The sequence below is a fragment of the Thermogemmatispora carboxidivorans genome, from assembly GCF_000702505.1.
Lineage (GTDB): Bacteria > Chloroflexota > Ktedonobacteria > Ktedonobacterales > Ktedonobacteraceae > Thermogemmatispora > Thermogemmatispora carboxidivorans.
On record NZ_JNIM01000001.1, the window covers coordinates 4,626,175 to 4,650,472 of the forward strand.

Annotated in this window: 21 protein-coding genes and 1 pseudogene; 12 read left to right on the forward strand and 10 right to left on the reverse strand. The window is 61.4% G+C overall.

Features of this window, described 5'->3' with window-relative positions:
• Positions 1-10: 10 nt before the first annotated feature.
• From N688_RS18225 to sdhC, 5 genes are all read right to left on the reverse strand, one after another.
• A complete protein-coding gene (locus N688_RS18225) occupies positions 11-919 on the reverse strand; it encodes an alpha/beta fold hydrolase (RefSeq protein WP_202901965.1) in 909 nt (302 codons plus the stop codon).
• 246 nt (positions 920-1,165) lie between these two features.
• Entirely contained in the window at positions 1,166-1,873 is a 708-nt protein-coding gene (locus N688_RS18230) for a succinate dehydrogenase iron-sulfur subunit (RefSeq protein WP_052890619.1), read from the reverse strand.
• 45 nt (positions 1,874-1,918) lie between these two features.
• Entirely contained in the window at positions 1,919-3,655 is a 1,737-nt protein-coding gene (gene sdhA, locus N688_RS18235) for a succinate dehydrogenase flavoprotein subunit (protein WP_081838985.1), read from the reverse strand.
• 14 nt (positions 3,656-3,669) lie between these two features.
• Entirely contained in the window at positions 3,670-4,089 is a 420-nt protein-coding gene (sdhD, locus tag N688_RS18240) for a succinate dehydrogenase, hydrophobic membrane anchor protein (RefSeq protein ID WP_052891551.1), read from the reverse strand.
• A 416-nt stretch (positions 4,090-4,505) separates the two neighbouring features.
• Positions 4,506-4,886 carry a succinate dehydrogenase, cytochrome b556 subunit gene (sdhC, locus tag N688_RS18245; protein ID WP_081838986.1) on the reverse strand — a complete coding sequence of 127 codons (381 nt, stop codon included), beginning with the start codon at positions 4,884-4,886 and terminating at the stop codon, positions 4,506-4,508.
• Between the two features lie 858 nt (positions 4,887-5,744).
• Between sdhC and N688_RS18250 the strand changes: the two genes are divergently transcribed.
• From N688_RS18250 to N688_RS18265, 4 genes are all read left to right on the forward strand, one after another.
• Positions 5,745-6,317, forward strand: coding sequence for an RNA polymerase sigma factor (locus N688_RS18250; RefSeq protein WP_052890621.1), 573 nt, complete (start codon positions 5,745-5,747; stop codon positions 6,315-6,317).
• A gap of 57 nt (positions 6,318-6,374) precedes the next feature.
• Positions 6,375-7,316: a QcrA and Rieske domain-containing protein gene (locus tag N688_RS18255; RefSeq protein ID WP_052890622.1), complete on the forward strand. Its 942-nt coding sequence runs from the start codon at positions 6,375-6,377 to the stop codon at positions 7,314-7,316.
• A gap of 15 nt (positions 7,317-7,331) precedes the next feature.
• Complete coding sequence (locus N688_RS18260; RefSeq protein WP_052890623.1) at positions 7,332-7,766, forward strand: FixH family protein; 435 nt, start codon at positions 7,332-7,334, stop codon at positions 7,764-7,766.
• A gap of 191 nt (positions 7,767-7,957) precedes the next feature.
• Positions 7,958-9,091, forward strand: coding sequence for a LolA family protein (locus tag N688_RS18265; RefSeq protein WP_156025506.1), 1,134 nt, complete (start codon positions 7,958-7,960; stop codon positions 9,089-9,091).
• A 41-nt stretch (positions 9,092-9,132) separates the two neighbouring features.
• Here the strand turns inward: N688_RS18265 and N688_RS18270 are convergent, their stop codons facing one another.
• A complete protein-coding gene (locus N688_RS18270) occupies positions 9,133-10,176 on the reverse strand; it encodes a TRM11 family methyltransferase (RefSeq protein WP_052890625.1) in 1,044 nt (347 codons plus the stop codon).
• A gap of 141 nt (positions 10,177-10,317) precedes the next feature.
• Here N688_RS18270 and N688_RS18275 point away from each other — a divergent pair, with 141 nt between their 5' ends.
• Complete coding sequence (locus tag N688_RS18275; RefSeq protein ID WP_052890626.1) at positions 10,318-11,883, forward strand: bifunctional ADP-dependent NAD(P)H-hydrate dehydratase/NAD(P)H-hydrate epimerase; 1,566 nt, start codon at positions 10,318-10,320, stop codon at positions 11,881-11,883.
• A gap of 59 nt (positions 11,884-11,942) precedes the next feature.
• Here the strand turns inward: N688_RS18275 and N688_RS18280 are convergent, their stop codons facing one another.
• Complete coding sequence (locus N688_RS18280) at positions 11,943-12,413, reverse strand: NUDIX domain-containing protein (protein ID WP_052890627.1); 471 nt, start codon at positions 12,411-12,413, stop codon at positions 11,943-11,945.
• A gap of 256 nt (positions 12,414-12,669) precedes the next feature.
• On the opposite strand from N688_RS18280, the gene rny reads away from it, so the two are divergent.
• The 4 genes from rny to N688_RS18300 all read left to right on the forward strand — a co-directional run bounded on the left by rny (position 12,670) and on the right by N688_RS18300 (position 19,009).
• Positions 12,670-14,235, forward strand: a complete 1,566-nt coding sequence (rny, locus tag N688_RS18285) for a ribonuclease Y (protein ID WP_238321093.1) — start codon at positions 12,670-12,672, stop codon at positions 14,233-14,235.
• A 135-nt stretch (positions 14,236-14,370) separates the two neighbouring features.
• Positions 14,371-15,255, forward strand: coding sequence for a PHP domain-containing protein (locus tag N688_RS18290; protein ID WP_052890628.1), 885 nt, complete (start codon positions 14,371-14,373; stop codon positions 15,253-15,255).
• 170 nt (positions 15,256-15,425) lie between these two features.
• Complete coding sequence (gene lepB / locus N688_RS18295) at positions 15,426-16,013, forward strand: signal peptidase I (protein ID WP_052890629.1); 588 nt, start codon at positions 15,426-15,428, stop codon at positions 16,011-16,013.
• Between the two features lie 659 nt (positions 16,014-16,672).
• Positions 16,673-19,009, forward strand: a complete 2,337-nt coding sequence (locus N688_RS18300; protein WP_081838988.1) for a methyl-accepting chemotaxis protein — start codon at positions 16,673-16,675, stop codon at positions 19,007-19,009.
• Positions 19,010-19,517: 508 nt separating this feature from the next.
• On the opposite strand, the gene N688_RS18305 is transcribed toward N688_RS18300, so the two are convergent.
• The 3 genes from N688_RS18305 to rpmI form a co-directional block, all read right to left on the reverse strand.
• Complete coding sequence (locus tag N688_RS18305; protein WP_052890631.1) at positions 19,518-20,372, reverse strand: TrmH family RNA methyltransferase; 855 nt, start codon at positions 20,370-20,372, stop codon at positions 19,518-19,520.
• 151 nt (positions 20,373-20,523) lie between these two features.
• Complete coding sequence (rplT, locus tag N688_RS18310; RefSeq protein WP_052890632.1) at positions 20,524-20,913, reverse strand: 50S ribosomal protein L20; 390 nt, start codon at positions 20,911-20,913, stop codon at positions 20,524-20,526.
• 112 nt (positions 20,914-21,025) lie between these two features.
• Positions 21,026-21,232 carry a 50S ribosomal protein L35 gene (rpmI, locus tag N688_RS18315; protein ID WP_052890633.1) on the reverse strand — a complete coding sequence of 69 codons (207 nt, stop codon included), beginning with the start codon at positions 21,230-21,232 and terminating at the stop codon, positions 21,026-21,028.
• Between the two features lie 994 nt (positions 21,233-22,226).
• On the opposite strand from rpmI, the gene rpsF reads away from it, so the two are divergent.
• The 3 genes and pseudogenes from rpsF to rpsR all read left to right on the forward strand — a co-directional run.
• Complete coding sequence (gene rpsF, locus N688_RS18325) at positions 22,227-22,847, forward strand: 30S ribosomal protein S6 (protein ID WP_052890635.1); 621 nt, start codon at positions 22,227-22,229, stop codon at positions 22,845-22,847.
• A gap of 189 nt (positions 22,848-23,036) precedes the next feature.
• Entirely contained in the window at positions 23,037-23,444 is a 408-nt protein-coding gene (locus N688_RS18330) for a single-stranded DNA-binding protein (RefSeq protein WP_202901966.1), read from the forward strand.
• Positions 23,445-23,667: 223 nt separating this feature from the next.
• Positions 23,668-23,913 (forward strand): annotated as a pseudogene (gene rpsR, locus N688_RS23660) (30S ribosomal protein S18); the annotation flags it as partial.
• Positions 23,914-24,298 lie beyond the last annotated feature (385 nt).

The following is a 24,298-nucleotide window of genomic DNA, read 5'->3' on the forward strand; positions in this document are numbered from 1 at the left end:
GGGGCCTGCCTTACCCCTCTGTCTCCGGCCCACGCAGAAAGTCGAGCAGCAGGCGATTGACCTGCTCAGGCTGCTCCTGCTGAACCCAGTGGCCGCTTTCGGGCAGGTAGACAATGCGCAGTTGCTTGACGTACGGCTCCAGGCCGTAGGTCAGCTCGACGCTGAGGGCAATATCCTGCAGGCCCCAAAGCAGCAGCGTGGGAGCTTGAATCTGGGGCAAGGCCCGCAACTGCCGCCGCCAGAGGACCCGTGGCAGATCGCGTACAAATTGCCGATAATAGGCCAGGGCTGCGGGAAGAGCACCGGGCTTACTCATGGCAGCCTGATACTGGGCCGTGACGGAGCGCGGAAACGCCTCCTTCTGCACGGCGCTCCCGCGTAGCATTCTACCGATCTCGTTGGCCCCGTTGCGGCTCAGTACGTATTCCGGCAGCCAGGGGAGCTGAAAGGCGAAAATATACCAGCTCATGCGCAGCTGCTTGAGGGAACGCAGCTCGCGCAGCATCGCCGCCGGATGCGGGGCATTCATAATCACCAGGCGCTCGACCAGCTCGGGATAGCGCATCGCTACTTGCCAGGCGATGACCCCACCCCAGTCGTGACCCATAACGATCGCTCGCTCGTAGCCCAGCGCCACGATCAAGGCCGCCACATCGCGCGCTAGCGTGCGCAGGTCATAGCCTCGCGGCGGCTTCTCGCTCTCGTTGTAGCCACGCAAGTCGGGGGCCACGACACAGTAACCGGCTGCGGCCAGCCCAGGAATCTGATGGCGCCAGGAGTACCAGAACTCGGGAAAACCGTGGAGCAAGAGCACCAGCGGTCCCTGTCCCTGGGTCACATAATGGAGTCGGATACCGTTGGCCGTAATAAAGCGATGCTCCCAGGAGGCACCTTCTTCTTCAATCATGGCAGAGGGCATAGCGTCAGCACTCCTCGCTAGCCTGGTGCTAGCGCCGACAAGCCAGGACCCCGGCAGCACGAGTGGTGTGGCAGGCCCGAGAGTCGCGGGAGCAGCCCAGCTCGGATGGTCCGAGGGCGGCTGGCCCCCGGAGTCTGCCGGGCTGGGCCCCTGCCTGGCGCTGGCCTCCTCTCGCCACTCTCGGGCCAGCATAGTCCGCCAGAGTGCTGGACGAAGCGATCTCACACCCGGCGCCAGCGCTCTTCCTCAGTCAATATTGCGATCGCCATAGATAATGGCCCGCTTCACCTGCTCGATCAGATCGGTGACTGGGATGCCGCGCGGGCAGGCATCGGAGCAATTAAAGATCGTGCGGCAGCGCCAGACACCGTTACGCTGCCCGAGGATCGCCAGACGCTCCGCCGTACCCTGATCGCGGCTATCGAAGATGAAGCGATGCGCGTTGACAATGGCCGCCGGTCCGACCCAGTCGGGGTTCCCCCAGATCGAGGGACACGAGCCAGTACAGGCCCCGCAGAGAATGCACTTCGTCCCCTCGTCGTAGCGCGCTCGCTCCTCGGGACTCTGCAGGCGCTCGGTTCCCGGCTCATTATCGTGGGTGATCAGATAAGGCTTGATCGACTCGTACTTGTGGAAGAAGGGGTCCATATCGACCACCAGATCCTTGATCACTGGGAAGCCGAGCATTGGCTCAACCGTCACCTTCTCACCGACATCGCGGATCAGCACCTTGCAAGCCAGGCGGTTGCGCCCGTTGATGCGCATGGCATCCGAGCCACAGACCCCATGCGCGCAAGAGCGGCGGAAGGTCAATGTACCGTCGATCGTCCACTTAATGGTATTGAGCGCGTCCAGCAAGCGGTCGACGGGGCTGGCCGCAACCGTATACTCGGCCCAGTAGGGCTTCGCATCCTTATCGGGATCGAAGCGCTTAATGCGCAGGGTAACTTTCATAGCACCTCACCTGTCTTAGAGCGTCTCCCTGAAGCTGGGACGCGCCTAGTATTTACGTTCCTTGGGCTTAAAGACCGGGTCATCGATCAAGATGACATCCTTATAGGCAAGACGGGCGTTGCAAGCCCCTTCTCCCTTATAGATCAAGGTGTGCTTGAGCCAGTTGACGTCGTCGCGCTCAGGATAATCGAGACGATAGTGAGCACCGCGGCTCTCCTTACGAGCGAGGGCCCCATGAACGGTGGCAGCGGCACACTCCAGCAGGAAACCCAGCTCGATGGCCTCGACCAGCTCCGTATTGAAGGTCTTGCCCTTATCCTGAAGCTGGACCTTCTGATAGGCCTCCTGCAGACCCGCAACGGTCTCCATCGCATGCTGCAGGCCCTTCTCCTGGCGCTCGACAAAGACATGCTCCAGCATCTCGCCCTGCAGTTCATTGCGGATACGCGCCGCCGACTCGCCACCCTTGGAGGTCAGGAGGTGGTCGACCATCTCGCGAGCAAAGTCCTCGTGATGCGGCGGCAGAGGAACGTGATCGCTCTCGGCAATAAATCTGGCCATGTGCTTACCGGCGCGGCGCCCGAAGACGATCAGATCGACCAGCGAATTCGTGCCCAGGCGATTGGCTCCGTGTACAGAGACGCAGGCCACCTCGCCAGCAGCGTAGAAGCCCGGCAGCGGCGTCCACTGCGCATCGATGACCACGCGCCCATCGTTATCGGTAGGGATGCCACCCATTGCATAGTGGGCCGTCGGCTGGATCGGCACCGGCTCGCGGATCGGCTCAACGCCCAGGTAATTGCGGGCGAACTCGGTGATATCGGGCAGCTTCTCCGTAATCACCTTCTCGCCCAGGTGGCGCAGGTCGAGATAGACATAATCCTCGCCGTTGACGCCGCGCCCTTCCTTGATCTCCTTAATGATGCAGCGAGAGACGATATCGCGCGGCGCCAGGTCCTTGAGGGTGGGCATGTAGCGCTCCATGAAGTACTCGCCCTTGCCATTGAGCAGGCGCGCCCCCTCGCCACGAGCGCCCTCGCTCAGCAGCACCCCCACCTTATAGAGGCCCGTCGGATGGAACTGATACATCTCCATATCTTGCAGGGGGATGCCGCGGCGGTAGGCGATCGCCATACCATCGCCCATGCAGGCGAAGGCATTGCTGGTCACGCGCCAGGCACGGCCATAACCGCCGGTCGCAAAGAGGACCGCTTTGGCATGGAAGGTATGGATCTCGCCCGTACGAATCTCCAGGGCTACAACGCCGCAGACGCGCCCTTCGTTGACCAGCAGATCAAGGGCTAGAAACTCATTAAAGAAGCGCACCTGGTTCTTGATGGCATTCTGGTACATGGTCTGGAGCAGCATATGCCCCGTGCGGTCGGCAGCGTAACAGGAGCGGCGCACCGGCGCCTCGCCGTAGTTGCGTGTATGGCCACCAAAGCGGCGCTGATCAATGCGCCCATCCGGCGTGCGGTTAAAAGGCAGGCCCCGATGCTCCAGCTCGTAGATGGCGTCGATGGCATCGCGGGCCAGAATCTCTGCCGCCGGCTGGTCGACCAGATAGTCGCCGCCCTTGATGGTGTCGTACATGTGCCACTTCCAGTGGTCTTCCTCAAGATTGCCCAGCGCTGCCGCGACTCCCCCCTGGGCGGCCCCTGTATGGGAGCGCGTGGGATAGACCTTCGAGAGGACGGCCACGCTGGCGTTGGGAAGCTGCATCGCTGCCATCAGCCCGGCGCCGCCAGCGCCGACGATGACCACATCAAATTTCTGGTACATAGCTATTCCCCTCTCTAGTGGGTCACACAGGAAGCACCCTGCAAGCCACTGGCAACAGGCTGGAAGGTCACAATCGTAATCGTTCCAAGCAGGAAGAAGGCCAGCGTCGCCAGCCCTACCAGCGAGAGCAAGAACAGGCGCCAGCCACGATTGCGTACATAGTCATCGATCACCACACGCAGGCCGTTCATGCCATGCAGCAGCGCTAGAGTCAGTAGTAGCCAGTCATACAGGCGCCAGTAAGGATTTTGATAACGATGAGCTACGAACTGATAGCTGGTGCAAGCCACATCGGTCGTGACGTGCATGAGGATCAGATGGATAATCGCCAGGAAAATAAGTGCTACCCCGGAGACACGGAAGAAGTACCAGGAAAAGGTCTCAAAGCCACCGCCCGTAGGACGTGGGCCATAGCCACTGGGAACACGTAACATAGCTGCAGCACTCCTCTTCACGAGAGCAAGATCGTCATCATAGCGGGCAGGCGCGACACTGCGCCACAGGAGCAGGCTGGTCAGCAAGCCTTCGTTTCTTTCTGCCTCTCTTGTCGTTCATCCTCCACTCCGTCAGCTACCAGGCCTCTCGCGGGTCTTTCTCAGCACGGTGTCGAGAGCGATTGCTCACTGACCTTTCCACAGGCACTCGGTCGCCGCCGCGCTCACCAGGGAGTTGTCGGGGAGCCAGATTGCACAGGGTTCATCTCTCGCCAGCTCGGCTAGCTCGCTGGCAGGGCAGGGCAGGCAGGCAGGGCAGGCAGGCAGGCAGGCTGCCAGCGAGGCACAGGCCAGAGGCTCAAGGAGAGATCTCTTGGCGCCTCTCCTGGCTGACCTCTTTGCCCACCCCACCATTCTCACATCGGTAGCGCCACGGCAGAGGCTCCGGGCTGGAAGATAGGCGCCACCACAAAGTAGGCCATCGGCAGGAAACAGAGAATGGTGAGGATCATCACGACAGCAAACATAATCCCCTGGTAGCGAGCACCCCGTGGCCAGAAATCGATTAAAATAATGCGCACCCCATTGAAGGCGTGATAGAGCACGGAGGCAATCAGCCCGAGCGAGATGACGCGCACAATGCCCGTACTAAAGAGGGCGATGCCTTCATTGTAGACATCCGGGCCAAAGGAGAGCAACCCAATATCGACGATGTGCACCAGCAGGAAGAGAAGAACCGCCAGTCCTGTCACGCGATGCAGCAGCCAGGACCACATTCCAGATTGTCCTTTATACATGCCGCTCCTCGATTCTCATCAGGCGGAAGCGGGGGGAGAAAGCGCTGCATGGGCGGGCCGAGAGATGGTAAAGCTGTGGGAACCAGGAGCAGCGCCTCCTTCCTTTTCTCTTCCTCCTTCCCCCCATCACGCTCGCAAGGCGTACCAGGCGCGGCCCCACACGCGGACTCCGCGCTCACTATCCCCCAGCCTCGGGATGTCTAGCAACGTCGTACCTGCTTGCTGATCTCTGATAGGAAGGCCATCCAGGATAACCTCTTCTTCAACTGCACTCGCCCGCCGCTCCCGCCTCTGATGTAGTCGTAATGTTGTGCTGTTGCTTTGCTTCCGTTGATAGCGCTGAGCGAGATGAGCCGCTCAGCGAGCAGTCAGACAGCCAGGGCGTGTCGTCTCGCTATCTGCCTGTCGAGCCTCTCCAGTCAGGCCGGAGAGAGCGCACGGGAGGATCAGGCGCGCATCCCTGGCGCTTCGGTGGCCCCACAAGCTGATCAGATCGCCCTCTCTTGCTTGCTTCGCCTGGCCGCCTCTCCCTACGACGCGCTTTCCTGCGCGCTGCAGTGCTCCCCGCGGCGCCCCGCGCTGGGTGGGTGCGCCGACGCTCCTGTTGCATTGCCTATTATACTGCAGTTGCCATCGTCGCGCAAACCTGGCGCTCCCCCGCTTCCGCTGCTCACTTGATCGTTTGCTTGTTTGTCTGCTCGCTTGCTTCTCTCTAGCAGAGCGGAGGCCAGCCCTCCTCTCTTCTCCTACTGTAACCCGCTGACGTAATAGGTAGGTGGCTATCTGAGATAGACTGTAACTGATCGACGTAGCTACTTGGGCCTCGGCCTGTGCGCAGGCAGGGCGAGGAGGGCCAATGTGAATATTGCACGCCAGAGCAAACAGGAGCGAAATCTTGCGACAGGACAGGATGCCGTGGATGTGCAAGCATTTCAACGCTTCTATGAAGATAACCTCCACCTCATCTATCGCTATGTCTATAGCAAAGTTGGCAATCGCGAAGAGGCCGAGGACCTGACCTCGCAGATCTTCATGAAAGCTGTGCGTCTGCTGAGCAGCGAGCGTGGCGTCGGCAGCCCGAGCTGGCAGCGCTGGCTCTTCCAGGTTGCCAGGACGACGCTGGCTGACTATTGGCGCAGTCATTATCGCTTCCCTCTTGATTCTCTGGAGGAGCTGCTCGATGCCGGCTGGCAGGGGCCAAGTGAGGAGTTGTCGCTCTCGTGCCCTGATGAGCGGCCAGTTGAGCGCGTCCAGCGTATCCTGCAGGCCCTTCCCGCCCATTACCGCGAGGTCTTGATCTGCCGCTTTCTTTTGAATCTCTCGATTAAGGAGACTGCCCTCCGCCTGGGGTTGAGCGAGGCTAATGTGAAGGTGCTTCAATTCCGGGCGCTCAAGCGCGCTGCCGAATTAGAGAGCGTTGTGACAGGCTAACGAAACGAGTCTGGAGGCATCCAGGAAAGGTAACGGACCGGAAGGGAGGCGAGGTTTATGCCCGAGGGAGACCAGGAACGCTTTGAGGACTATCTGGAGCTGGAGCGCTATCTTGCAGCGTTGCAGGAGGATCGCAGGCCGCCGCTGTCCGCGGAGTTGACGCCGACCCAGGCGCGGCTCTATCGCCTGGCAGCGCTCTTGCGTGCGGCAGCTCCCGGAGCTGCGGAACCTCGCCCGGAGTTTGTGGCCGAGCTGCGTGCGCGCCTGGAGCATGAGCTGGCTGCCTCCGAGGATGGGCCGCGCGAGCCAGAGGAGGCCGCAGAGCCAGCGACTTTGCCCGCCGCCGCTCCTTCCCCTTCCCCACCTGGCGAGAGACGCTCACGGCTCTCACGCCGTCGTCTCTTGGCCGGCAGCGCGGTGGCCGCGGCCTCACTCGTCGCTGGCGCTGGGCTTGACCGCGCCCTTCAAGAGAGCAGCGGCGGCTCTCATGGGGCGACAGGCCAGACCGCTCCGAGTCCCACCAGCACAAGTGTGGGGAGAGGCACGCCCTCGCCCCCTGCCTATCCGGCTCTGATTGGGGCCGAGGTGCCTTCTCGCTGGCACTTCGTCGCTGAGGTCTCGGCCCTCGGCAAGCACCCAGTGCGCTTCGTTACCGAGACGATTGCTGGCTATGTGATCCGCCAGGAGCGCGGCTCCAGCACGAGCAATGAGTACGGCGACGGGAACTGGTCGGCTGGCGATGCTGCTGAGACCCCATCCACCGGAGAGGAGATCATTGCTTTCTCCGCGGCCTGTACCCATATGGGCTGCCTGGTCGAATGGCAGGAGAGCGATGGCAAGTTCCATTGTCCCTGCCACGGCGGCGTCTTCACCGCGAGCGGAGCTGCAGATCCGACCGCCGGACGCCTGCGCTATCTGGCCCCTCTGCCGCGGCTTGACATCCGCATCGAGGATGGTAAGATCTACGTGAGGATTCCCGTGAGCACGTCACCTTCTTGAGTGTCTGCAAAGAGGATGAGACGTAATCTGCTCGTTATTCTGCTCGGCCTGCTTTTCCTGGCCCTGTTGACCTGGCTGGGGGGCCTGGTGGCCAGCATTCCACCACCAGCCCCGGCGGAGTCAGGGCCGCAGCAGGCACACGCCGGCCTTTATGAGGTTACCCTCCAGCTGAGCCCCGACCCACCGCTCAGTACCCAGCCGACCACTATCCTTCTACGCATCGCCGAAGCTGCCAGCGGCTCGCTCGTTAACGATGCCCATGTCCAGGTAGAAAGCACGATGCCGGAGATGAATATGGGCCTGCCCGCGGTCGCCGCCCGCCTGAGCAGCGATGGCCTCTATCGCGCACGCCTGCAGTTCGCCATGAGTGGCCTCTGGCAGCTGCGCGTGACTATCCAGCGCGCCGCCCACCCAGAGGCGACAGCTCTGTTCCAGGTCACTACCCACTAAGGTTCGCCTTCCGCCTGCCTGCCAGTGCCCAGCCCGTTAGCTCTCTGCTCTCTCTTTCCTACCTCCTTGCCCCTGGGACCTCAAGAGCGTAGAATAGGAAGGCATCTTGGCGATGCTTCTCTCTCACCTAAAAGTTTTGTCTTACATATTCTTATGTAACAATATGCTGTTCTGCAACGGAGAGACCCTTTATGTCCACCCTCATCAGAAGATGCTGCTGTTCTGTTTCTCTCTTGCTCATGATGTTGCTTCTGTTGGCTGCCTGCAACAGTGGTCAGGCCCAGCAGCCAACGTCTACCAGCACCAGCAGCGCGAATGCTCAACATCTGTTACAGCAGAGCGAGCAGCGACTGACGGCAGCACGAACACTGCACGCCGTGGTAACCATTCACATTGATGGCGAAACCTATCAGGGAACTTTGACAAGCGAGATCTGGAAAGCAGCTCCTGCCAGAAGCCGTAGTCTGATTCTGCACTCGACGCTGAGTGACTTTCCTGTTGGCGAGCTGACGGTCAGCAACGGGGGGAAGCTCTGGATTTATAATCCCGCGCGCCATCTTGTCTACACCGGGAGCGTCAGCAGCCAGGGCAGCTCGGCGCTCTTCGGCAGCAGTTCCAACCCAGTCAATCAGTTGACGCTCAACCTCATTGATCCTATCTTCAGCCAGAGCCAGGCGACGCTGGCCTCGCAGTCGGCGACGGTCGATGGTCACAGCGTCACCGTCGTTCACGTCACGTCTCAGCAATCGGCCACAGCTGGCCCCGACTACAGCGGCGATGTTTACCTGGATCGCAGCAGCGATCTCCCGCTCAAACTGGTCCTCGACCTGCAGGGCTTCGCTCAGGTGACCCTGCAGCTATCTACCCTGGAGCTGAATCGCTCCCTGGCCGACAGCCTCTTTAGCTTTACTCCGCCCTCCAATGTCCAAGTAGCCCCGCTGCTGCAAGCCAGCGCTACACCTACCAGCGGTACCCTGACCCTGGGCCAGGCGGAGCAGTTGGCCGGCTACCATCTACTGAGCATCCCCTCCTCGCAGAGCGATTATCAGCTTGAGGGCGTCGATGTCCTCACGACCGCCAGTGGACAGATCTTTGTGCTCCACTACCTGAAAGGAGACCAGAGCTTTTCGATCCTCGAAAGCAAGGCCCTGGCCGGTGAGCCGTTGCCCAGCGGCAGCACGCTCACCTTGCGGGGGACAACCGCGACCTATTCAACCGGCAGCGATAACCCCACTCTGTCCTGGAAAGAGCAGGGTCTGGGTATCCGCATTAGCGGCGACCTCGACGAGCAAACGGCCATCGCCATCGCCAATCTGCTCAGCTAAATGGAAAGGAGCCCAGACAACCCTGGTCGCGCGGCGACCACTCAGGCTTTGACGGCGACCAGCAGGTCGCGCTTCTTGATGACACGATCCACCGTGTGCGCAAATTGCGTGTACGGTGGATCGTTGCGCGCCTGCAGCCCGCTGTAGCGCTCGACGAGGGTACAGATATCTTCGCGTGGGAGGCGGGTGGCGTTCCAGGCCAGGGCCAGGGTACCCCCTGGCAGCAGCAGCTCGACCCAGGCTGGGAGAGCCTGGCGCAAGAGGTTGCCGATCTCACCTAGATGCTGGATGCCGTAGGGGAGATCACCCACGATGGCATGGACGCGCGGCCCCCCGGAAAGATTGCTCAGGTGCAGCGGGGCCTCGCTGCTATCACCATGAACCAATACCACGAGGCGCGTCTCGCCGCTCTTGCCCCCTGGCCTGACCTCAAACTGGTAGCGCTTGCCGCTGCGACGATGCTCGCAAATCTCTTTGAAGGTGATTCCTTCTCCGCCGAGGTATTGACGCAGAAAGACCGCCGTCGTCTCAACATCCTGGCGCTTCTGCTCGATGCCGAAGGCATCGTAGCCGGCGGCCAGGGCGACAAAGAGGGTCGTGCCTCCGCCAGCCAGAGGATCAAGGATGCGCAGCCGCTCGCGGCTGGTAGCATAGGCACCAGCAAAGAGGGCCGCGTTCAGGAGAACGCGCGTGAAGATCTCATTGGTCTTGCCTTTGTAACGCCGCACCTCCGCGATCTCCGGCGAGATGAACGGCTGCCAGGGCAAGGCCAGTGGACGCAGAAAGGGACCCTCGACGCCACCGACCTCGGCAAAATACTCGTAAACCTCGCTGATCGTCCCCAGCTGAGCAAGAAGGCGTAAACATTCCTGGCGGTCGAGCCGCCCATCTTCTATGCTCACCAGCAGATAGCTCTGCCCACCCAGCGCGACGCGCCCCAGTTCGCTGATCGCCGGGCCAAGGGGACTGGCACGCAGCTCCGGCTCAGCGAGGGTCTCGACCATGTTGCTGTACTGATTGCTGCGCTGCGGCCTGATCTTGAGTGCCAGTTTCATGGAGTGGAGTATAGCAGGTTCTGAGGCCATTGTCGCGCCTCTTTGAGTGATTCTCTTCGCTGTCTCTCTCTCTGACGCCGGCGTCACCTCTCACAGGCAGACTTCGCCTCTGCGTGACAGGGCCAGCGCCGCCATGTAGAATAAAGAACAGAAAGCAGGGAGAGGAGAACCATGCATATCGTTGACGTTGCCCGCATGCGCGAACTGGAGATGCGGGCGGATCGAGAATACGGCCTAAACACTACTATCTTGATGGAGAATGCCGGTCGCAGCGCCGCTGAGCTGCTGGCCCGCTATATTCGCCAGCGCCAGCAGCGTTCGCTGAGCGAGTGCGAGCTGCTTTTCCTCATCGGTCCAGGGAACAACGGCGGCGATGGCCAGGTCATGGCTCGCCACCTGGAGGCCGAGGGGGCACACATCAACCTCTACCGCTGGAAGGAGCGCCGGCTGAGGCGCGAGGGCCGTGAAGTGCCAGCAGAGCAGGTGGAGGAAGAGCTAAAGGCTGTGCTGGAGCGCGCCGGCTATGTCATTGACGCCTTGCTGGGTACCGGGCGCTCGCGTCCCCTGCCCGACGACATGCGCGCTCTGCTGGCCCGTGTTGAGCAGGAGCGAGCCCGCCGTCCAGGCGAGCTGCTCGTCGTGGCGATTGACCTGCCGACCGGCGTCAACGCCGACACCGGCGAGGTTGATCCCGGCACCATCCGCGCCGACCTCACCATTACCCTGGCCTGTCCCAAACAGGGTTTTTTCTTCTTTCCCGCTCGCGCCTATCTCGGCGAGCTGTTCGTCGGCAGTATTGGCCTGCCCGAGGTCCTGGAGCGCGATCTCAGTGATGAGATGCTGGACGCTGCCCTGGCACGCGGGCTGCTGCCGCCGCGACCGTTAGAAAGCAACAAGGGAACCTTTGGGCGCGTCATGCTTTTCTGCGGCTCGCCCCCCTACCCCGGTTCAGCCTACCTGGCCGGCAGCGCCGCCCTGCGGGTCGGGGCGGGCTTGGTGACCTTAGCCGTCACTCCTGACCTGCTGCCCGTCTACGCCTCCTCGCTGCACGAGGCCACCTACGTCTTGCTGCCCGCAGGAGAGCCGAGCGAGCAACTGGGACAGGCACAAGCCCGTGTGCTCTTAGAGCACCTGAGCGGCTACCGGGTCCTGTTGATCGGGCCAGGTCTTGGTCGTACGCCGGCCATCCGCAGTGCTCTTCTGGCGCTGCTCGATGGTCTGCACAGCCTGCCCGAGAGCCAGCGCCCAGCGCTGGTCATCGACGCCGACGGCCTCAACAACCTGGCCGACGTGGAGAGCTGGTGGCAACGGCTGCCGGCGGGCACGGTCATCACCCCCCATCCGGGCGAGATGAGCCGCCTGCTGGGCGGGGCCAGGGTCTCAGGCGGCGGCATCGACCGCCTGCAACGAGCGCGCGATTGCGCCCAGACCTGGAACGTGACTCTTGTCCTCAAAGGGGCCTGTACACTGGTCAGTGAGCCAGCAGGACGGTTGCGCATCAACTGGGAAAGCAACCCGGCCCTCGCCAGCGCTGGAACTGGCGATGTCCTGGCTGGCATGATTGCCGGTTACCTGGCGCAACGCCTCACCCCCTTTGACGCCGCTAGCCTGGCCGTCTACTTGCATGTGGCTGCCTCCAAGCTGGTCAGCCAGCATTATGGTGACGCCGGCCTGCTGGCCTCAGATCTCCTGCCGCAGATCCCCATCGCCCACCTTCGACTGCTCCAACCCACCTGAACACTCCGGGCCTCGATCGAGATCGAGAGTCACAACGGCGGGCCAGTCCCTGGCCCTGCTCAGGGCTGGCCCTCACCTCTCTGCGCCGATTCGTAGGCTTCTTTGAGCAGGGGCACCGTCTCATAGTGCTCCAGCTCCTCCGGGGGAATCCAGCGCATGGTCACCGCCTCCCAATCGGTCCGAATGGCTTCAGGAGCCAGGACCTCGAAGAGGAAGGGATGAATAAGCCAGTGGCGGCCCAGCTCCTGATCGCGATGCTCAACAGTCGCTCCACGCTTGAGCAGGCGCACCTGCTGCGGTCCCAGACCGGTCTCTTCGCGGATCTCCGTGTAGGCCTGCTCTTCGGGACTGACCCCCGGCTCGATAAAGCCGCTGATGCCAGCCCAGCGCCCTTGATAGCTGCCAACCCGCTGACTGCGCTGGACGATCAGAAGCCGGGGTCCCCCCGGCTGGTCGAAGCGCAGCAGGAAACTGGTGACGACCGGCGTGGAGCGCAGGGGAGCAGTGGACTCCGCTGGTTGCTGTGTCATGATGCGACTCCCGTAGAGATTGATTGCACGAAACTAGAAAAGGCTGCGAACCTGCTAGAGAAACAATCGATCTTCTCAATTGAGCGTTCTTGACAGCCTCTCAACGCTCTTATATAGTATGCTTGGCGTACTATACGCCTTCTATATAGTATACTTAGCATATACCGTCTCTCGATACGATGGAACATAGCACTCGGTCACCACAAGCCCGGCAGGCGGGCCTGTTTGCCCTTTATCACTCTGGAGGTAGGCTAACGTGACGCCGACCATCATCGCCATCCTCGCAGCGGGCATTATCCTGGCGGCGCTCCTTGGAGCCGGGATCGCACTCGTCATCGGATACCGTTTAGGGGAGGCACGAAATAAAAGTAAGTTTGAGGAGCGTCTCCGGCTGGAGAAAGAGGCCAGCGAGCGCCTTCTCCTCGAAATGCAGCAGCAACAGCGAGAGGCCCTGCGTGAGGCGCGTGAAGAGACAGCCCGCTTCCGCGCCACCATTGAGAGAGAAAACGCCGAGCGGCGGGCCGAGCTGCAGCGCCAGGAGCGACGACTGCAGCAGAAGGAAGAGAGCCTGGAGCGGAAGATCGAGGCGCTGGAGCAACGCGAGCGGCGGCTGCAGGCGCGCGAGCGAGCTGTCGAGGAGCTGCGTCAAGAAGTCGACGAGCTGAAACGCCAGCAGGAGGTCGAGCTCGAGCGCATCTCTCACTTGAGCGAGGAGGAAGCGCGTGAGCTTCTCTTGAGTCGCATGGAGGCCCTGGTTCGGGCCGAGGCCTCGCGGCGGGCGCGTATCATCGAAGAGGAGGCGCGCGAGCAGGCCGAGGCGCGGGCGCGCGAGATCATCACCCTGGCCATTCAGCGCTGCGCCTCCGACCAGGTCTCGGAGGCTGTTGTCTCGGTTGTTCCCCTGCCCAATGAAGAGATGAAGGGGCGCATCATTGGGCGGGAGGGCCGCAATATTCGTGCCTTGGAGGCCGCGACCGGCGTTGATCTGATTATTGACGACACACCGGAAGCGGTCATTCTTTCGGGCTTTGATCCTGTTCGTCGCGAAGTGGCGCGCCTGGCCCTTAACCGCCTGATCCTCGACGGGCGCATCCATCCCACGCGCATTGAAGATGTCGTAGCCAAGGCTCAGCAGGAGGTCGATACCATCATCCGCGAGGCCGGCGAGCGGGCGGCAATGGAGGCCAATGTTCACGGCCTGCAGCCCGAGCTGCTCAAGATCCTGGGCCGGCTCCACTTCCGCACCAGCTACGGTCAGAACGTGCTGGCTCATTCGGTCGAGGTGGCCATCCTCGCGGGCACCATTGCCCACGAGCTGGGGGCTGATGTCAACGTCTGCAAGACCGCTGCCCTGCTGCACGACATTGGTAAGGCCATCGATCAAGAGGTCGAGGGGCCGCATGCTGTCGTTGGCGGGGAGATTGCCCGCCGCTTCGGCAAGTCGCCCAAGATCATTCATGCGATGGTGGCCCATCACGCCAGCGAGATGGAGCCACAGAGCCTGGAGGCCGCCATCGTTCAGGCAGCCGACGCCATCTCGGCGGCCCGGCCTGGCGCGCGGCGTGAGACCATCGATCTCTATCTCAAGCGCCTCGAGGCCCTGGAGAGCATTGCCAACTCTTTTCCCGGGGTCGAGAAGTCCTTTGCTATTCAGGCTGGGCGCGAGGTGCGCATTATCGTCAAGCCAGAAGAGATTGATGAATACGGTGCCAATCGTCTGGCCAGCGAAATCGCTCACAAGATCGAGGAGAGCCTTGACTATCCCGGCCAGATTAAGGTCTGTGTGGTGCGCGAGACGCGCGCCGTTGACTATGCCAGGTAAGCCGCCTGGCCTGCCTTGAAACCAGGAGAGGAGCAAGAAACGCGCCTGATGTGGCCAGCAGTGAGCGCGAGCACGGTTCGGGCCGCTCGCTGCCCTCAACAGCGATCACGCCGGGTCAATCAGGTTGGAGGAGATATGACCGATTATGCCATTGATTTGCACACGCACTCGACTGCCTCGGACGGTCTCTATGCCCCGCGGGACCTGGTCCAGCAGGCCCGCGCGGCAGGGGTGCGTGTGCTGGCCCTCACCGATCACGACAGCACAGAAGGGGTCACAGAGGCCGCGGAGGCCGCCGCCGAGCTAGGCATCGATTTCATCCCAGGCATTGAGATAAACACCGAAACCCCCGCTGGCGAGGTGCATATGCTTGGCTATTTTCTGCACTACCAGCAGGAGGCCTTTCAGCAGGCTCTGCGCACCCTGCGCGACGCCCGCCAGCGCCGTGGTCAACGGATGGTCGAGCTGCTCCACGAACAGGGGATTGCCATCAGATGGGAGCGGGTGCGCGAGCTGGCCAAGGGAGCAGTCGGACGGCCTCATGTGGCCCAGGCCCTGGTCGAGGCCGGTTACGCCCAGAGCATTGAGGAAGCCTTTGCACGCTACCTCAGCAAAGGCTGCCCGGCCTATGTACCGCGCTACAAGCTGTCGCCCCAGGACGCGGTGCGCCTCATTGTCAGCGCGAGGGGCCTGCCGGTAATCGCCCACCCCTTGGAATTACCAGGTCCCGAGATCCTGCGGCAGTGGCTCCCTGAGCTACGCGCGCTAGGATTGGTGGGCCTGGAGGTCTACTATGGTCCCTATACCCCCGAGCAGGAGGAGCTGCTGCTCTCCCTGGCGCACCAGTTCGATCTCATCCCCACAGGGGGCAGCGACTATCATGGTCCTGGCATCCATCCAACGCCCTTGGGAGGTCACCCCGTGCCCGCCGCAAGTGTGGCGCGTTTGAAAGAAGCAGCAGCGTCTCGCAGCCGGCAGACACCCCCCCCCTTCAAGTTGCCGGAACCAGCCGCCGACTAAGCCTGGCTGCTGCCTTTCCAACGCCCACAGGCAAGCTTTCTTTTTAGTGAGCGGACCAGGGAAGAAGGGCCTCCTTTGGCGACTCTTCTTCCCGTAAGATCGCCCAGCCAGCATCGACTCGACTCGACTCGACTCGACCTTAAGATAGAACAGGAGGCAAGGCAAGGGTTTTGAGCGCGAAACCAGAGAAAGAGGAGAGGGGCCGCCGGCTTCTGCGCGACATCCTGGAAACGGTGGCATTGACGCTACTGTTGCTCCTCGTGGTACGCCTGACGGTCCAGCACTACTATATCGATGGACCAAGCATGGAGCCGACGCTGCACAACCAGGAATATATCCTTGTCGATCGACTCGCCTACCTTTTTCATCCGCCTCAGCGCGGTGATATTATTGTCTTTCACTACCCACGCGACCCGAGTGTAGACTATGTGAAGCGCATTATTGCCATTCCTGGCGACACGATCACGGTCATCGGCCAGACCGTCATTGTCGATGGAGTCACTTTGCGTGAGCCGTATACAAATCCCGACGATCCAGCCAGTCTGGCAGTCTATCCACCAATCCGCAATCTGGTGATCGGCCCTGACCAGTACTTCGTGATGGGCGACAATCGCGGCGACAGCTCTGACTCGCGTCAATGGGGAACCGTGCCCAAACAGGATATCGTCGGCAAGGCCACCCTGGTCTACTGGCCGCTGGGAGCCAATAACTTCGGCCTGCTACCCGACGAGAGCAGCGTCTTTGCCGGCATCAAATGAAGAGGCCACAGCCCCCATGCCATGAACCATAGGCAAAGCAGGCCCCGCACGCAACCAGGCCCGCCGCCGCTGCTGATCGCTGGCAGAGGAGCCACCGGCTCCTCTACCAGCGACTTTTTTGGGAAGGTCGCAGATCCCCCCCTGCCCCCCTCACTCCAGCCCGAGCGGGTCCAGCGACCAGCAGGGATACCTCGCCGCTGGAAGAGCTGGCTAGCAGGCTGCTGCTATTCAGCGACAAAAACGGAACGGCTGGACCCAGGTGAAGGGACCTCGCCAGCAGGAAAGAGACGCGACAGCCAGCAGCAAGCACCCTATGAGGGGGAGGGTGCTTGCTGGAAGCAGCCTTTTCGGCTATCGTTAATAGAGTGTAGCGCAGACAGTGGTTCGCCCACCTCTGCCGCCTCTCCGGCGGCAGAGCTTCATTGTTTTCTATCCCCAGGCTGTCCGCGCCACGCATCTAGGAAAAAGAGGGTAATCTCTTACAAGAGAGTTTCAAAATTGCCCAGGGTGGAGTACACTACCTTGGGAGTCTTTTGTCAGGTTGTTCCAGGTCTCATTGACGTTTGCCCATACATCAACAACAGGCTGGCAACGGCAAGGCCCATTCTTCTAAGCTATAGAGATCATTGCGTACCTTCTTAGAGGGGGCGAGAGCTGTCATGAGAGCAATTACGCGCATGCCTATTTTTCTCCGGCTCTTCCTGGCCTTCGCGCTGGCTGCGATCATTCCCGCCATCGTGATCATTGTGCTGGGAACTTTCTTTTTAAACACCCTGACCGTCCACGGCCAGGCTATGCAGGTAGCCAACCAGGCGACGACGGTTTCCATGCAGGCCATGTCTGACCTTGAGCGCATGAATGCGCTGCTGGGCCAGTATCACTCAACGCTCTATGCTAACGAGGGTCCCTACGGCCTCAACAACAGCGCCATGACCCGCATGGCCACTTCCGCCGAGACTGAGATCCTCGATCTGGAGCATAGCTTCGGCAACGAGTTGAGCAGCTACCAGCAGAATTTTATGTTGGGATCGTCTCCTAACATGGACAGCGTGCGCCGGAGCCTCCCGGGAGATATCAATACGCTGGTCACCAACCAGGCCCAGATCTTCCGCACGGCCAGTCAGCAATGGTCGGATTATAAGCAGGCCCAGGATGCCGAGCTGACAGCGCTGAAGGCCAATCTCCCGCACAGCCAGACCCACAGCCTCCTCGAACAGGCCAACACCAGGTACGCCTCGCTCCTCAAAAGCTGGCAGCAGCTTGTGACCACCACCCAAACGATCAGCAATGAGGTGACTACCATCGGCTCCAACCAGATCGGGATGATCACCCTGGGGACGGTCATCGCTATTCTGGCCACAGCGATGGTGGTGATCACCATCGGCTATATCATTAATCTGACGATCACCCGCCCCCTGCGTCAGCTCGCCAACCTGACCAAGCGCATCAGCAAGGGCGATACAACGGCCCGCGTCAAGATTAATAGCCGCGATGAGATCTACATCGTGGCGAATTCGATGAACAACATGCTCGATAACATTGTGCGCTTGATCCAGGAGACCCAGGCTCAACGCGATAACCTGCAAGCTCAGGTGGAGAAGCTGGTAAGCGAGGTCAGCGGCGTCGGTGAGGGCGACCTGCGCGTGCAGGCCGAGGTGACGGCTGATGCCCTCGGCGTGCTCGCGGATTCCTTTAACTACATGGTCGAGGAGCTGGGGAATCTGGTGATCCGCGTGAAGACGGTGGCCCGCGAGGTGGAGCAGACGACAAGCCAGCTGATCGATGGCATGACCCAACTGGTGGAAGAGGATGATATGCAGATCCGCCAGATCAGCGAGGCCGCGGTCGAGGTAGAGCAGATGGCTGAGGCCAGCCGCCGCGTGGCTGAGCGCGCCCAGCTGCTCCACAACGTCGCTGTGGAGGCGCGTAAAGATGCCCAAGGGGGCCGCGAGGCAGTGGAAATGGCCATCGCCGGGATGGGCCGCATTCACGAGAACGTGCAGGCGACCGCTAAGAAGGTCCAGGTACTCGGCGATCGCTCGCGCGAGATCAATAATATCGTGGAGGCGATTTCCAGCATTGCCCACCAGACCAATCGTCTGGCCCTCGACGCCGCTATCCAGGCCGCAATGGCCGGTGAGCACGGTAAAGGCTTCGGCGCCGTCGCTGCCGATATCCGCCGCCTGGCTGAGCGCGCAAAGGAGCAGGCCAGCAATGTAACACGTGTCGTCCGCAGTGTCCGCGAGGACATCGGGGCGGTGGCTGTAGCTATGCAGGATACAGAGCGCGAGACAGAGTCCGGAGCACGCCTGACTCAGGAGGCCGGTAGCGCTCTGGAAACAGTCTTCGCGGTGATCGAGCAACAGGCCCACGAAATCGAAACGATTAACCAGATGGCAAACCAGCAGCTGGAGTCTTCTAGCTCCGTGGTGCAGATCATGCACAGCGTCTCGGAGGCAACCCAACGCAGCAGTGCGAGCACACGCGAGGCTGCCCAGGCAATGGGACGTCTGGCTCGCCTGGTGGAGCGCTTGCGCGCTTCGGTAGAGGCCTTCAAGCTGAATGAGGACCAGAGCTATCTCTCCACTACGGGCTTTACCGATGCGCTGACGATCCAGGACGGCGCGGAGGGTCAGCAGTCTCTGAGCGGCGCTTTCCGTACAGTCACGGCCACCGCTCAGGCTCAGCCGACGCCAACCCACGCCGGGCTCTATAATGCTCTCCCCCCGGCCCGCCAGCCAGGCGCCAGCCCGAGCCCCGAGGGCTTCTCTCCCTTCCAGCCGCTCTCGCCCTCACCCTCCCCCACGAGTAATAGCGACTGGAGCCAGCCGCTGCCCTCGATGCCAGCCGCAGGCAGTGGCCCGCAGTCAGGCTGGCCTTACTCACCGCCAGCAACGGGCTTCCCTCCGACGCCAGGCCCCAAGGCGGCCCCTTTTGAGCAGTCGCCGTACGATCCCTGGAACCCTGGGACCAGCAACGGCAGCGGTCGCCCATAAGCACCCTCCGCCAGGCCAGGAGCTCCCAAGGGCAAGGGCGCAACCAACTAGAAGCAATCAATAGACAGTCAGACAGCTGGATGGAAAGATGGGTAGGAGATAAACCAGCAGAGGGAGCGGGAAGCGGCTCCGAGGAACGGCATCCCGCTCCCTCTGGTCTCTGCGACCAGCCGGGTCCAGCGAAGGTAGCCTTTCACTGCCCTCCTACCTGGCCCCCTGCCCTCTCCCTTCTCTCCCTCTCCTCCTCCTCCTCCCATAACTTTTTGGTTATAGATAGTATCTGCAACCTCTATCTTTTTTCATAGACAAGCGTCTAATTCCTCTGTTAGACTGATGATGTAAGTTATAGTTAGCGAGAGCCGGCAGACTGCCGACCACCTCTTGCAGACTACTTCTTCTCTGGCTAACGACACTGCCCCCTCTTACCCGCAGAAGCGGCAGGGCTTACGACGAGCGTCGGCGCCGTAGGTCCTGCCGCCTCTGTTCTATCCAGGTCCCGCCAGGCCCGTCACTTGCGCGGAGTAGAGCGACCCTGGCGTTGCTGGCGCACGGCCTCGTAGAGCAAGATGCCGGTAGCCATCGCCGCATTGAGCGACTCAACCCCGTTGGCAAGAGGGATACTCACGCGACCGGTCGCCAGGGAGCGAGCTGCCTCTGAAGGACCGTGGGCCTCGTTGCCAATGATGAGGGCGAACGGCAGAGACAGATCCTGCTCATAGTAGAGCTGCGGCGCCCCCGCCTCAGCCAGAAAGACGCGCAGTTCGGGGGCACAGTGCTCTCTCACCCGCCGCGCAATCTCGTCCCAGGGCTGTTCCTCAGCGAGCGGCAAGGCCAGATGGGCCCCAGCAGCCGCCCGCACGACCTTGGGGCTAAAGGCGTCCACACAGCCCGGCGTCAAGAGGACTGCCGCCACATCCGCCGCCAGGGCCGTGCGTAGAATTGTGCCAAGGTTGCCCGGGTCGGCCAGCCGATCGAGAATCAGCAGCGTGGGGCGCAAAGCAGGAGGCCGGCGCGCCGCCACCTCCTCATAGCTGAAGGCAGAAAGCGGCAGCACGGCCACAACCCCCTGGGAGGTCTGTACCTCTCCTAAAGCCTCAATGACACGCACGCTGACCTGTACCAGCGACCGCTCCGCTACCTCCCCCCTCAACAGCCGCGCTAACAACGTCTGCCCCTCAGCCGTACGTGCCAGCAAGTCGGGCTGATAGTAGACTTCGAGCGGTGCCACCGCCCGCTCAAGCAGCTCTTTGAGTAAATGCGGCCCCTCCATGAGAAAGAGACCGTGCTTCTTGCGTCCACGCGGTGTGTGTAGCTCACGCAGGCGAGCAATACGGGGATTTAGCGGGCTGCTAATGACCGGCATGGGAGCGTCACCTCCCCTTATCATGCAGAAGGGGCGACCGCCGGAGCAGTCGCCCCCACCCTGCTGCTGCGCTACCCCACCTGGCCAAACCGGATGTCACCCCGGCTTTCCAGAAAGGACAGCTCGAACACAGCACCAGTCTTGTTGCTTGCTAGCCTTGTGCCTGCGTTTGAGATTGACCCTGACTCTGCGCTGCGGCCAGGGCTGTCTTCACCAGCTCGGCAAAGGCAGGCCGATCGTTGACCGCCATCTCGGCCAGAATCTTGCGATCAACACTGATATTGGCTACACGAATCGCATGCATCAACTGGCTGTAGGTCACACCGAACATGCGGGCGGCAGCATTGATGCGTGTGATCCAGAGCCGACGCATATCGCGCTTGCGGTTGCGCCGATCACGATAGGCATAGGCCAGGGCATGCATCATGGACTCACGCGCCTTCTTGATCAGACGGCGACGTGTGCCACGGTGGCCCTCCACAAACTTCAATACCTTTTTATGCTTCTGACGCGCCGTAACGCCTCGTTTCACTCTTGGCATAGCGTCCTCATCCTTCCTTCTTCATCTTTTCGGCTGGTTATGAAGTCGATACAGTCTGTGCAATCAGGCCCCCGCTGCCGCTCAGCCAGCTGCCAGCAAGAGGGCCAGGCGCCTACCGACCGGCATAGGGGAGGAGGCGGCGAACGCGACGAGCATCACCCCGAGCCAGGGTAAACGCCTTATCAGCCGCACGAACCGAGCGAGAAGACTTGTTACGGCGCAGGTGACTAATCGCAACCTTGCGGCGCAAAAGCTTACCAGTAGCCGTGATCTTAACGCGCTTAGAGATAGCCTTGTGCGTCTTAAGTTTCTGCTTCATGAGATACACACTCTCTTTCTTTCTTCTCGTGCGGGGCAGTGGGCGACGCAGCAACTGACCTCTCCCTGCCATCCTCCTGGTGGAAACAAAGGGAGACCGCGACCAACGAAAGACGAAGCGGTCGACTCACACGAGAGAGGAGCTTGCACGCCCGGCGCGATCCGGGCTGGCGAGCTTGCCACGCCAGCCAGCGATGGCGCACATCACAGCATTCTAGAGAAGAGCAGCTCCATCGAAGGCGCAGAGAAGCCTTTTTCAAGAGCGAAGAAGCCCCGCATGCCGTCTGCGAGTATAGCACAGATTGCCTCCGCTGTCCAGTAGGAGGCGGTCCCTCTTGGGTCTTCTGGCCAAGGGAAAGGAGACTGAGGCTAGCACTTATCTGGCGGCCCGAGCGGAGGCGAAGCCGATGTCGCAGACCTGGCGCAGAGGGACCAATGGGCCTGGGCCACATTTCCACTTTGACAGACAGGCCCAAGAATAGAAGAGCAGAAGAGATGGCAAGAGATCCAGACAGAGCCGGGCCGGAAGGCAGACTCACCCCGGCACTGGCCGTGGCTCTCGCTCTGGCGAATGGGGAACGGCCTTCGCCCGTCCGTCCAGCTGCGCCGCTCTGCCAGCACATCGCTTTCCGGAAAGGAGGGCCAGCCGCTTAGCAAGACGAGCCTTCTCTTGCCAGAGAGGAAGGACAATGCTATAATAGCGGGGCACTGTACCGACTCTCTCAAAAGCCATACAGAGGCTACGCCTGCCCGCCCAACGAGCAGAGAGCAACTCGACCTTCTCAGACGGGACCCAGGCACCGCGCTGCTACCTGGTGAACTTGAGAAGGGACGAGAGCAAGAGTGGTTGGTTGGCAAGAGCAAGAGAGGGCAAAAGATAGCGGCAGAGCGGATGGCGAAAATAGAGATCGCCATACTCCACCTGCTCCGGCAGCAAAAGAAGCACTGATACCCGCGACTGACCGCGAGCAAACCCATAGGAAGGAGGTGGCTTCGTGAGGAGAGACTACGAGCTTGGCTTTATTCTCCATCCCGAAGTCAGTGAAGAGCGAACACGTACTATTCTGGAACGGATCGAGCAGATCGTCACCGCGCATGACGGCCAGGTTGTCAGGGTGAACTACTGGGGGCGGCGACGGCTGGCCTACCCCATCGAGCATCACCGCGATGGCATCTATATCTTTGTCGATATGAGTGTCTCCGCTGAGACCCTCCCGGAACTGGATCGCACCCTCAAAGTATCTGAGGAGGTGCTGCGGCATCTGATCAAACGACGCGATCCGCGGGTGGTACAGAAGGAGCGCGAGGCCTACGCCGCCGCCAGCGCCGCCGGAGCTGCCCAGGCCCCAGCCCCTGCCAGCGTCGCGAGCGAGGAGCTTGCCGGCGCCAGCGTGGAGACTGAGGCCACAGCAGGCAGCACCCCCGAAACGGGAGCTGAGGCTCCTGCCGACGCCTCTGAAGCAGCTACCCTGTCAGAAGAATCTTCGGAATCACAGTCATCAGAGTCAGCAGTAGGAGAGCAAGAGGCGCCCGCCGTCTCGCATGAGGAGATGGAGAGTGCCCCTCCCGCCCTCGATGAGCAGCCAGCCCCAGCCCCAGAGGCTGAGCAAGCCTAGGCGCTCTAGCGATCGGTTCGGGAATGAGCACACGACAAACGAGACAATGGCTCGCTCAGCCAGAACGCCGGTGAGCAGCCAGCTAGCCAGTCAGTGAGTTAGTCAGTCAGGAGAGGGTCAGCCCTGCTCCCATCTGGCTTCAGCGAAGAATGGTGCGGCGTCTCCCAGTGCGACGAAAGGATCTAAGCGATGCTGAACAAAATCATGCTGATCGGCAACCTGGGCCGTAACCCGGAAATGTCCTACACCGATAATGGGACAGCTGTCACTCGCTTTTCGCTGGCAGTCAGCCGTACCTACAAGACCCCCAGCGGCGAGAAGCGCGAGGAAACTGAATGGTTCAATGTGGTCGCCTGGCGCTCGCTGGCCGAGCGCTGCTATCAGTACCTGCGCAAGGGCAGCAAGGTCTATGTGGAAGGGCGGGTCACACAGCGCAAGTATACCGATAAGAATGGCGTCGAACGCACCGCTTTCGATGTGATCGCCAGCGATCTGCGCTTCCTCTCGCCTAAGCCACAAGAGGCCGATGTCTCGGATGAGTTCCCAACCGATAGCGGCGATTTCCTTGAAGATTTGGACGATTCTCAGCCCTTCTAATCCCTCCAGGGCAGAAGCGCTGGCGAATCGCCCCTTAACGAGACATACCCCGTCGTGTGTTCGAAGGAGGAGAGGATAATCCGTGCAAAAGCGTAACGAAGCGGCAAACCAGTCAACAGCACCAGCCGCCCAGCAGAACACTCAGGCCCAGGGCCAGGCAGCGCAGGCCAGCGCTCAAGCCCCAGGCCAGGGCCAGGCGCCTGCTCAGCCCCAGACTAGCGCTCGTCCAGCTCGCCGCGAGGGCCTCCGCGGCCCCCGACGCAAGGTCTGCCAGTTCTGCCACGACCGCGTGCGCGAGATCGACTATAAGGATGCCGCTCGCTTCCTGAAACGCTACATCTCCGACCGCGGCAAGATCGAGCCCCGCCGCAAGACGGGCACCTGCGCCAAGCACCAGCGCGCTCTGAGCCGCGCTCTCAAGCAGGCCCGTTTTATGGCTCTGCTGCCTTATACCGCAGAGCATATGCGCAGCATGTAGCGAGCAAGACCTTCAGCTTAGCCCAAGAGACACGCTTCGCTGCCAGCGATGGCTACGCAATGGTTGCTCCGCTTGCCCGGGTGGCAGCCAGCAAGACAGACAGACAGACAGACAGATAAGGCCGTCAACAGGGAGGGGCGAGAGAGATGGAGGCTCACCCGGCTCTCCATCTCTCCGCTCCTGCCGCCCTGGACAAAGCAGAGCCAAAGCGGCAGAGCAGCAAGAAGGAAGGAGAGGCAAACGGCGACTGGCTCGGTCGGGCTGCGCGCCTCTGCCACCGATCCGCACGAGGATACAGCAAGGAGGATGCAGCCATGAAGATAGGGGGACAAGGATCCTGAACGCTGAGTCGATGCTTGCCCTCTTGTCTCATAGA

Coding starts and splice junctions, on each gene's coding strand:
- N688_RS18305 (WP_052890631.1), bottom strand. CDS start 20,372: ATGCCGGTCATTAGCAGCCCGCTAAATCCCCGTATTGCTCGCCTGCGT.
- rplT (WP_052890632.1), bottom strand. CDS start 20,913: ATGCCAAGAGTGAAACGAGGCGTTACGGCGCGTCAGAAGCATAAAAAG.
- N688_RS18280 (WP_052890627.1), bottom strand. CDS start 12,413: ATGACACAGCAACCAGCGGAGTCCACTGCTCCCCTGCGCTCCACGCCG.
- N688_RS18225 (WP_202901965.1), bottom strand. CDS start 919: ATGCCCTCTGCCATGATTGAAGAAGAAGGTGCCTCCTGGGAGCATCGC.
- sdhD (WP_052891551.1), bottom strand. CDS start 4,089: ATGTTACGTGTTCCCAGTGGCTATGGCCCACGTCCTACGGGCGGTGGC.
- N688_RS18290 (WP_052890628.1), top strand. CDS start 14,371: ATGACCGATTATGCCATTGATTTGCACACGCACTCGACTGCCTCGGAC.
- N688_RS18230 (WP_052890619.1), bottom strand. CDS start 1,873: ATGAAAGTTACCCTGCGCATTAAGCGCTTCGATCCCGATAAGGATGCG.
- N688_RS18330 (WP_202901966.1), top strand. CDS start 23,037: ATGCTGAACAAAATCATGCTGATCGGCAACCTGGGCCGTAACCCGGAA.
- rpmI (WP_052890633.1), bottom strand. CDS start 21,232: ATGAAGCAGAAACTTAAGACGCACAAGGCTATCTCTAAGCGCGTTAAG.
- N688_RS18270 (WP_052890625.1), bottom strand. CDS start 10,176: ATGGCCTCAGAACCTGCTATACTCCACTCCATGAAACTGGCACTCAAG.
- N688_RS18265 (WP_156025506.1), top strand. CDS start 7,958: ATGTCCACCCTCATCAGAAGATGCTGCTGTTCTGTTTCTCTCTTGCTC.
- N688_RS18255 (WP_052890622.1), top strand. CDS start 6,375: ATGCCCGAGGGAGACCAGGAACGCTTTGAGGACTATCTGGAGCTGGAG.
- N688_RS18300 (WP_081838988.1), top strand. CDS start 16,673: ATGAGAGCAATTACGCGCATGCCTATTTTTCTCCGGCTCTTCCTGGCC.
- sdhA (WP_081838985.1), bottom strand. CDS start 3,655: ATGTACCAGAAATTTGATGTGGTCATCGTCGGCGCTGGCGGCGCCGGG.
- N688_RS18260 (WP_052890623.1), top strand. CDS start 7,332: ATGAGACGTAATCTGCTCGTTATTCTGCTCGGCCTGCTTTTCCTGGCC.
- sdhC (WP_081838986.1), bottom strand. CDS start 4,886: ATGTATAAAGGACAATCTGGAATGTGGTCCTGGCTGCTGCATCGCGTG.
- N688_RS18275 (WP_052890626.1), top strand. CDS start 10,318: ATGCATATCGTTGACGTTGCCCGCATGCGCGAACTGGAGATGCGGGCG.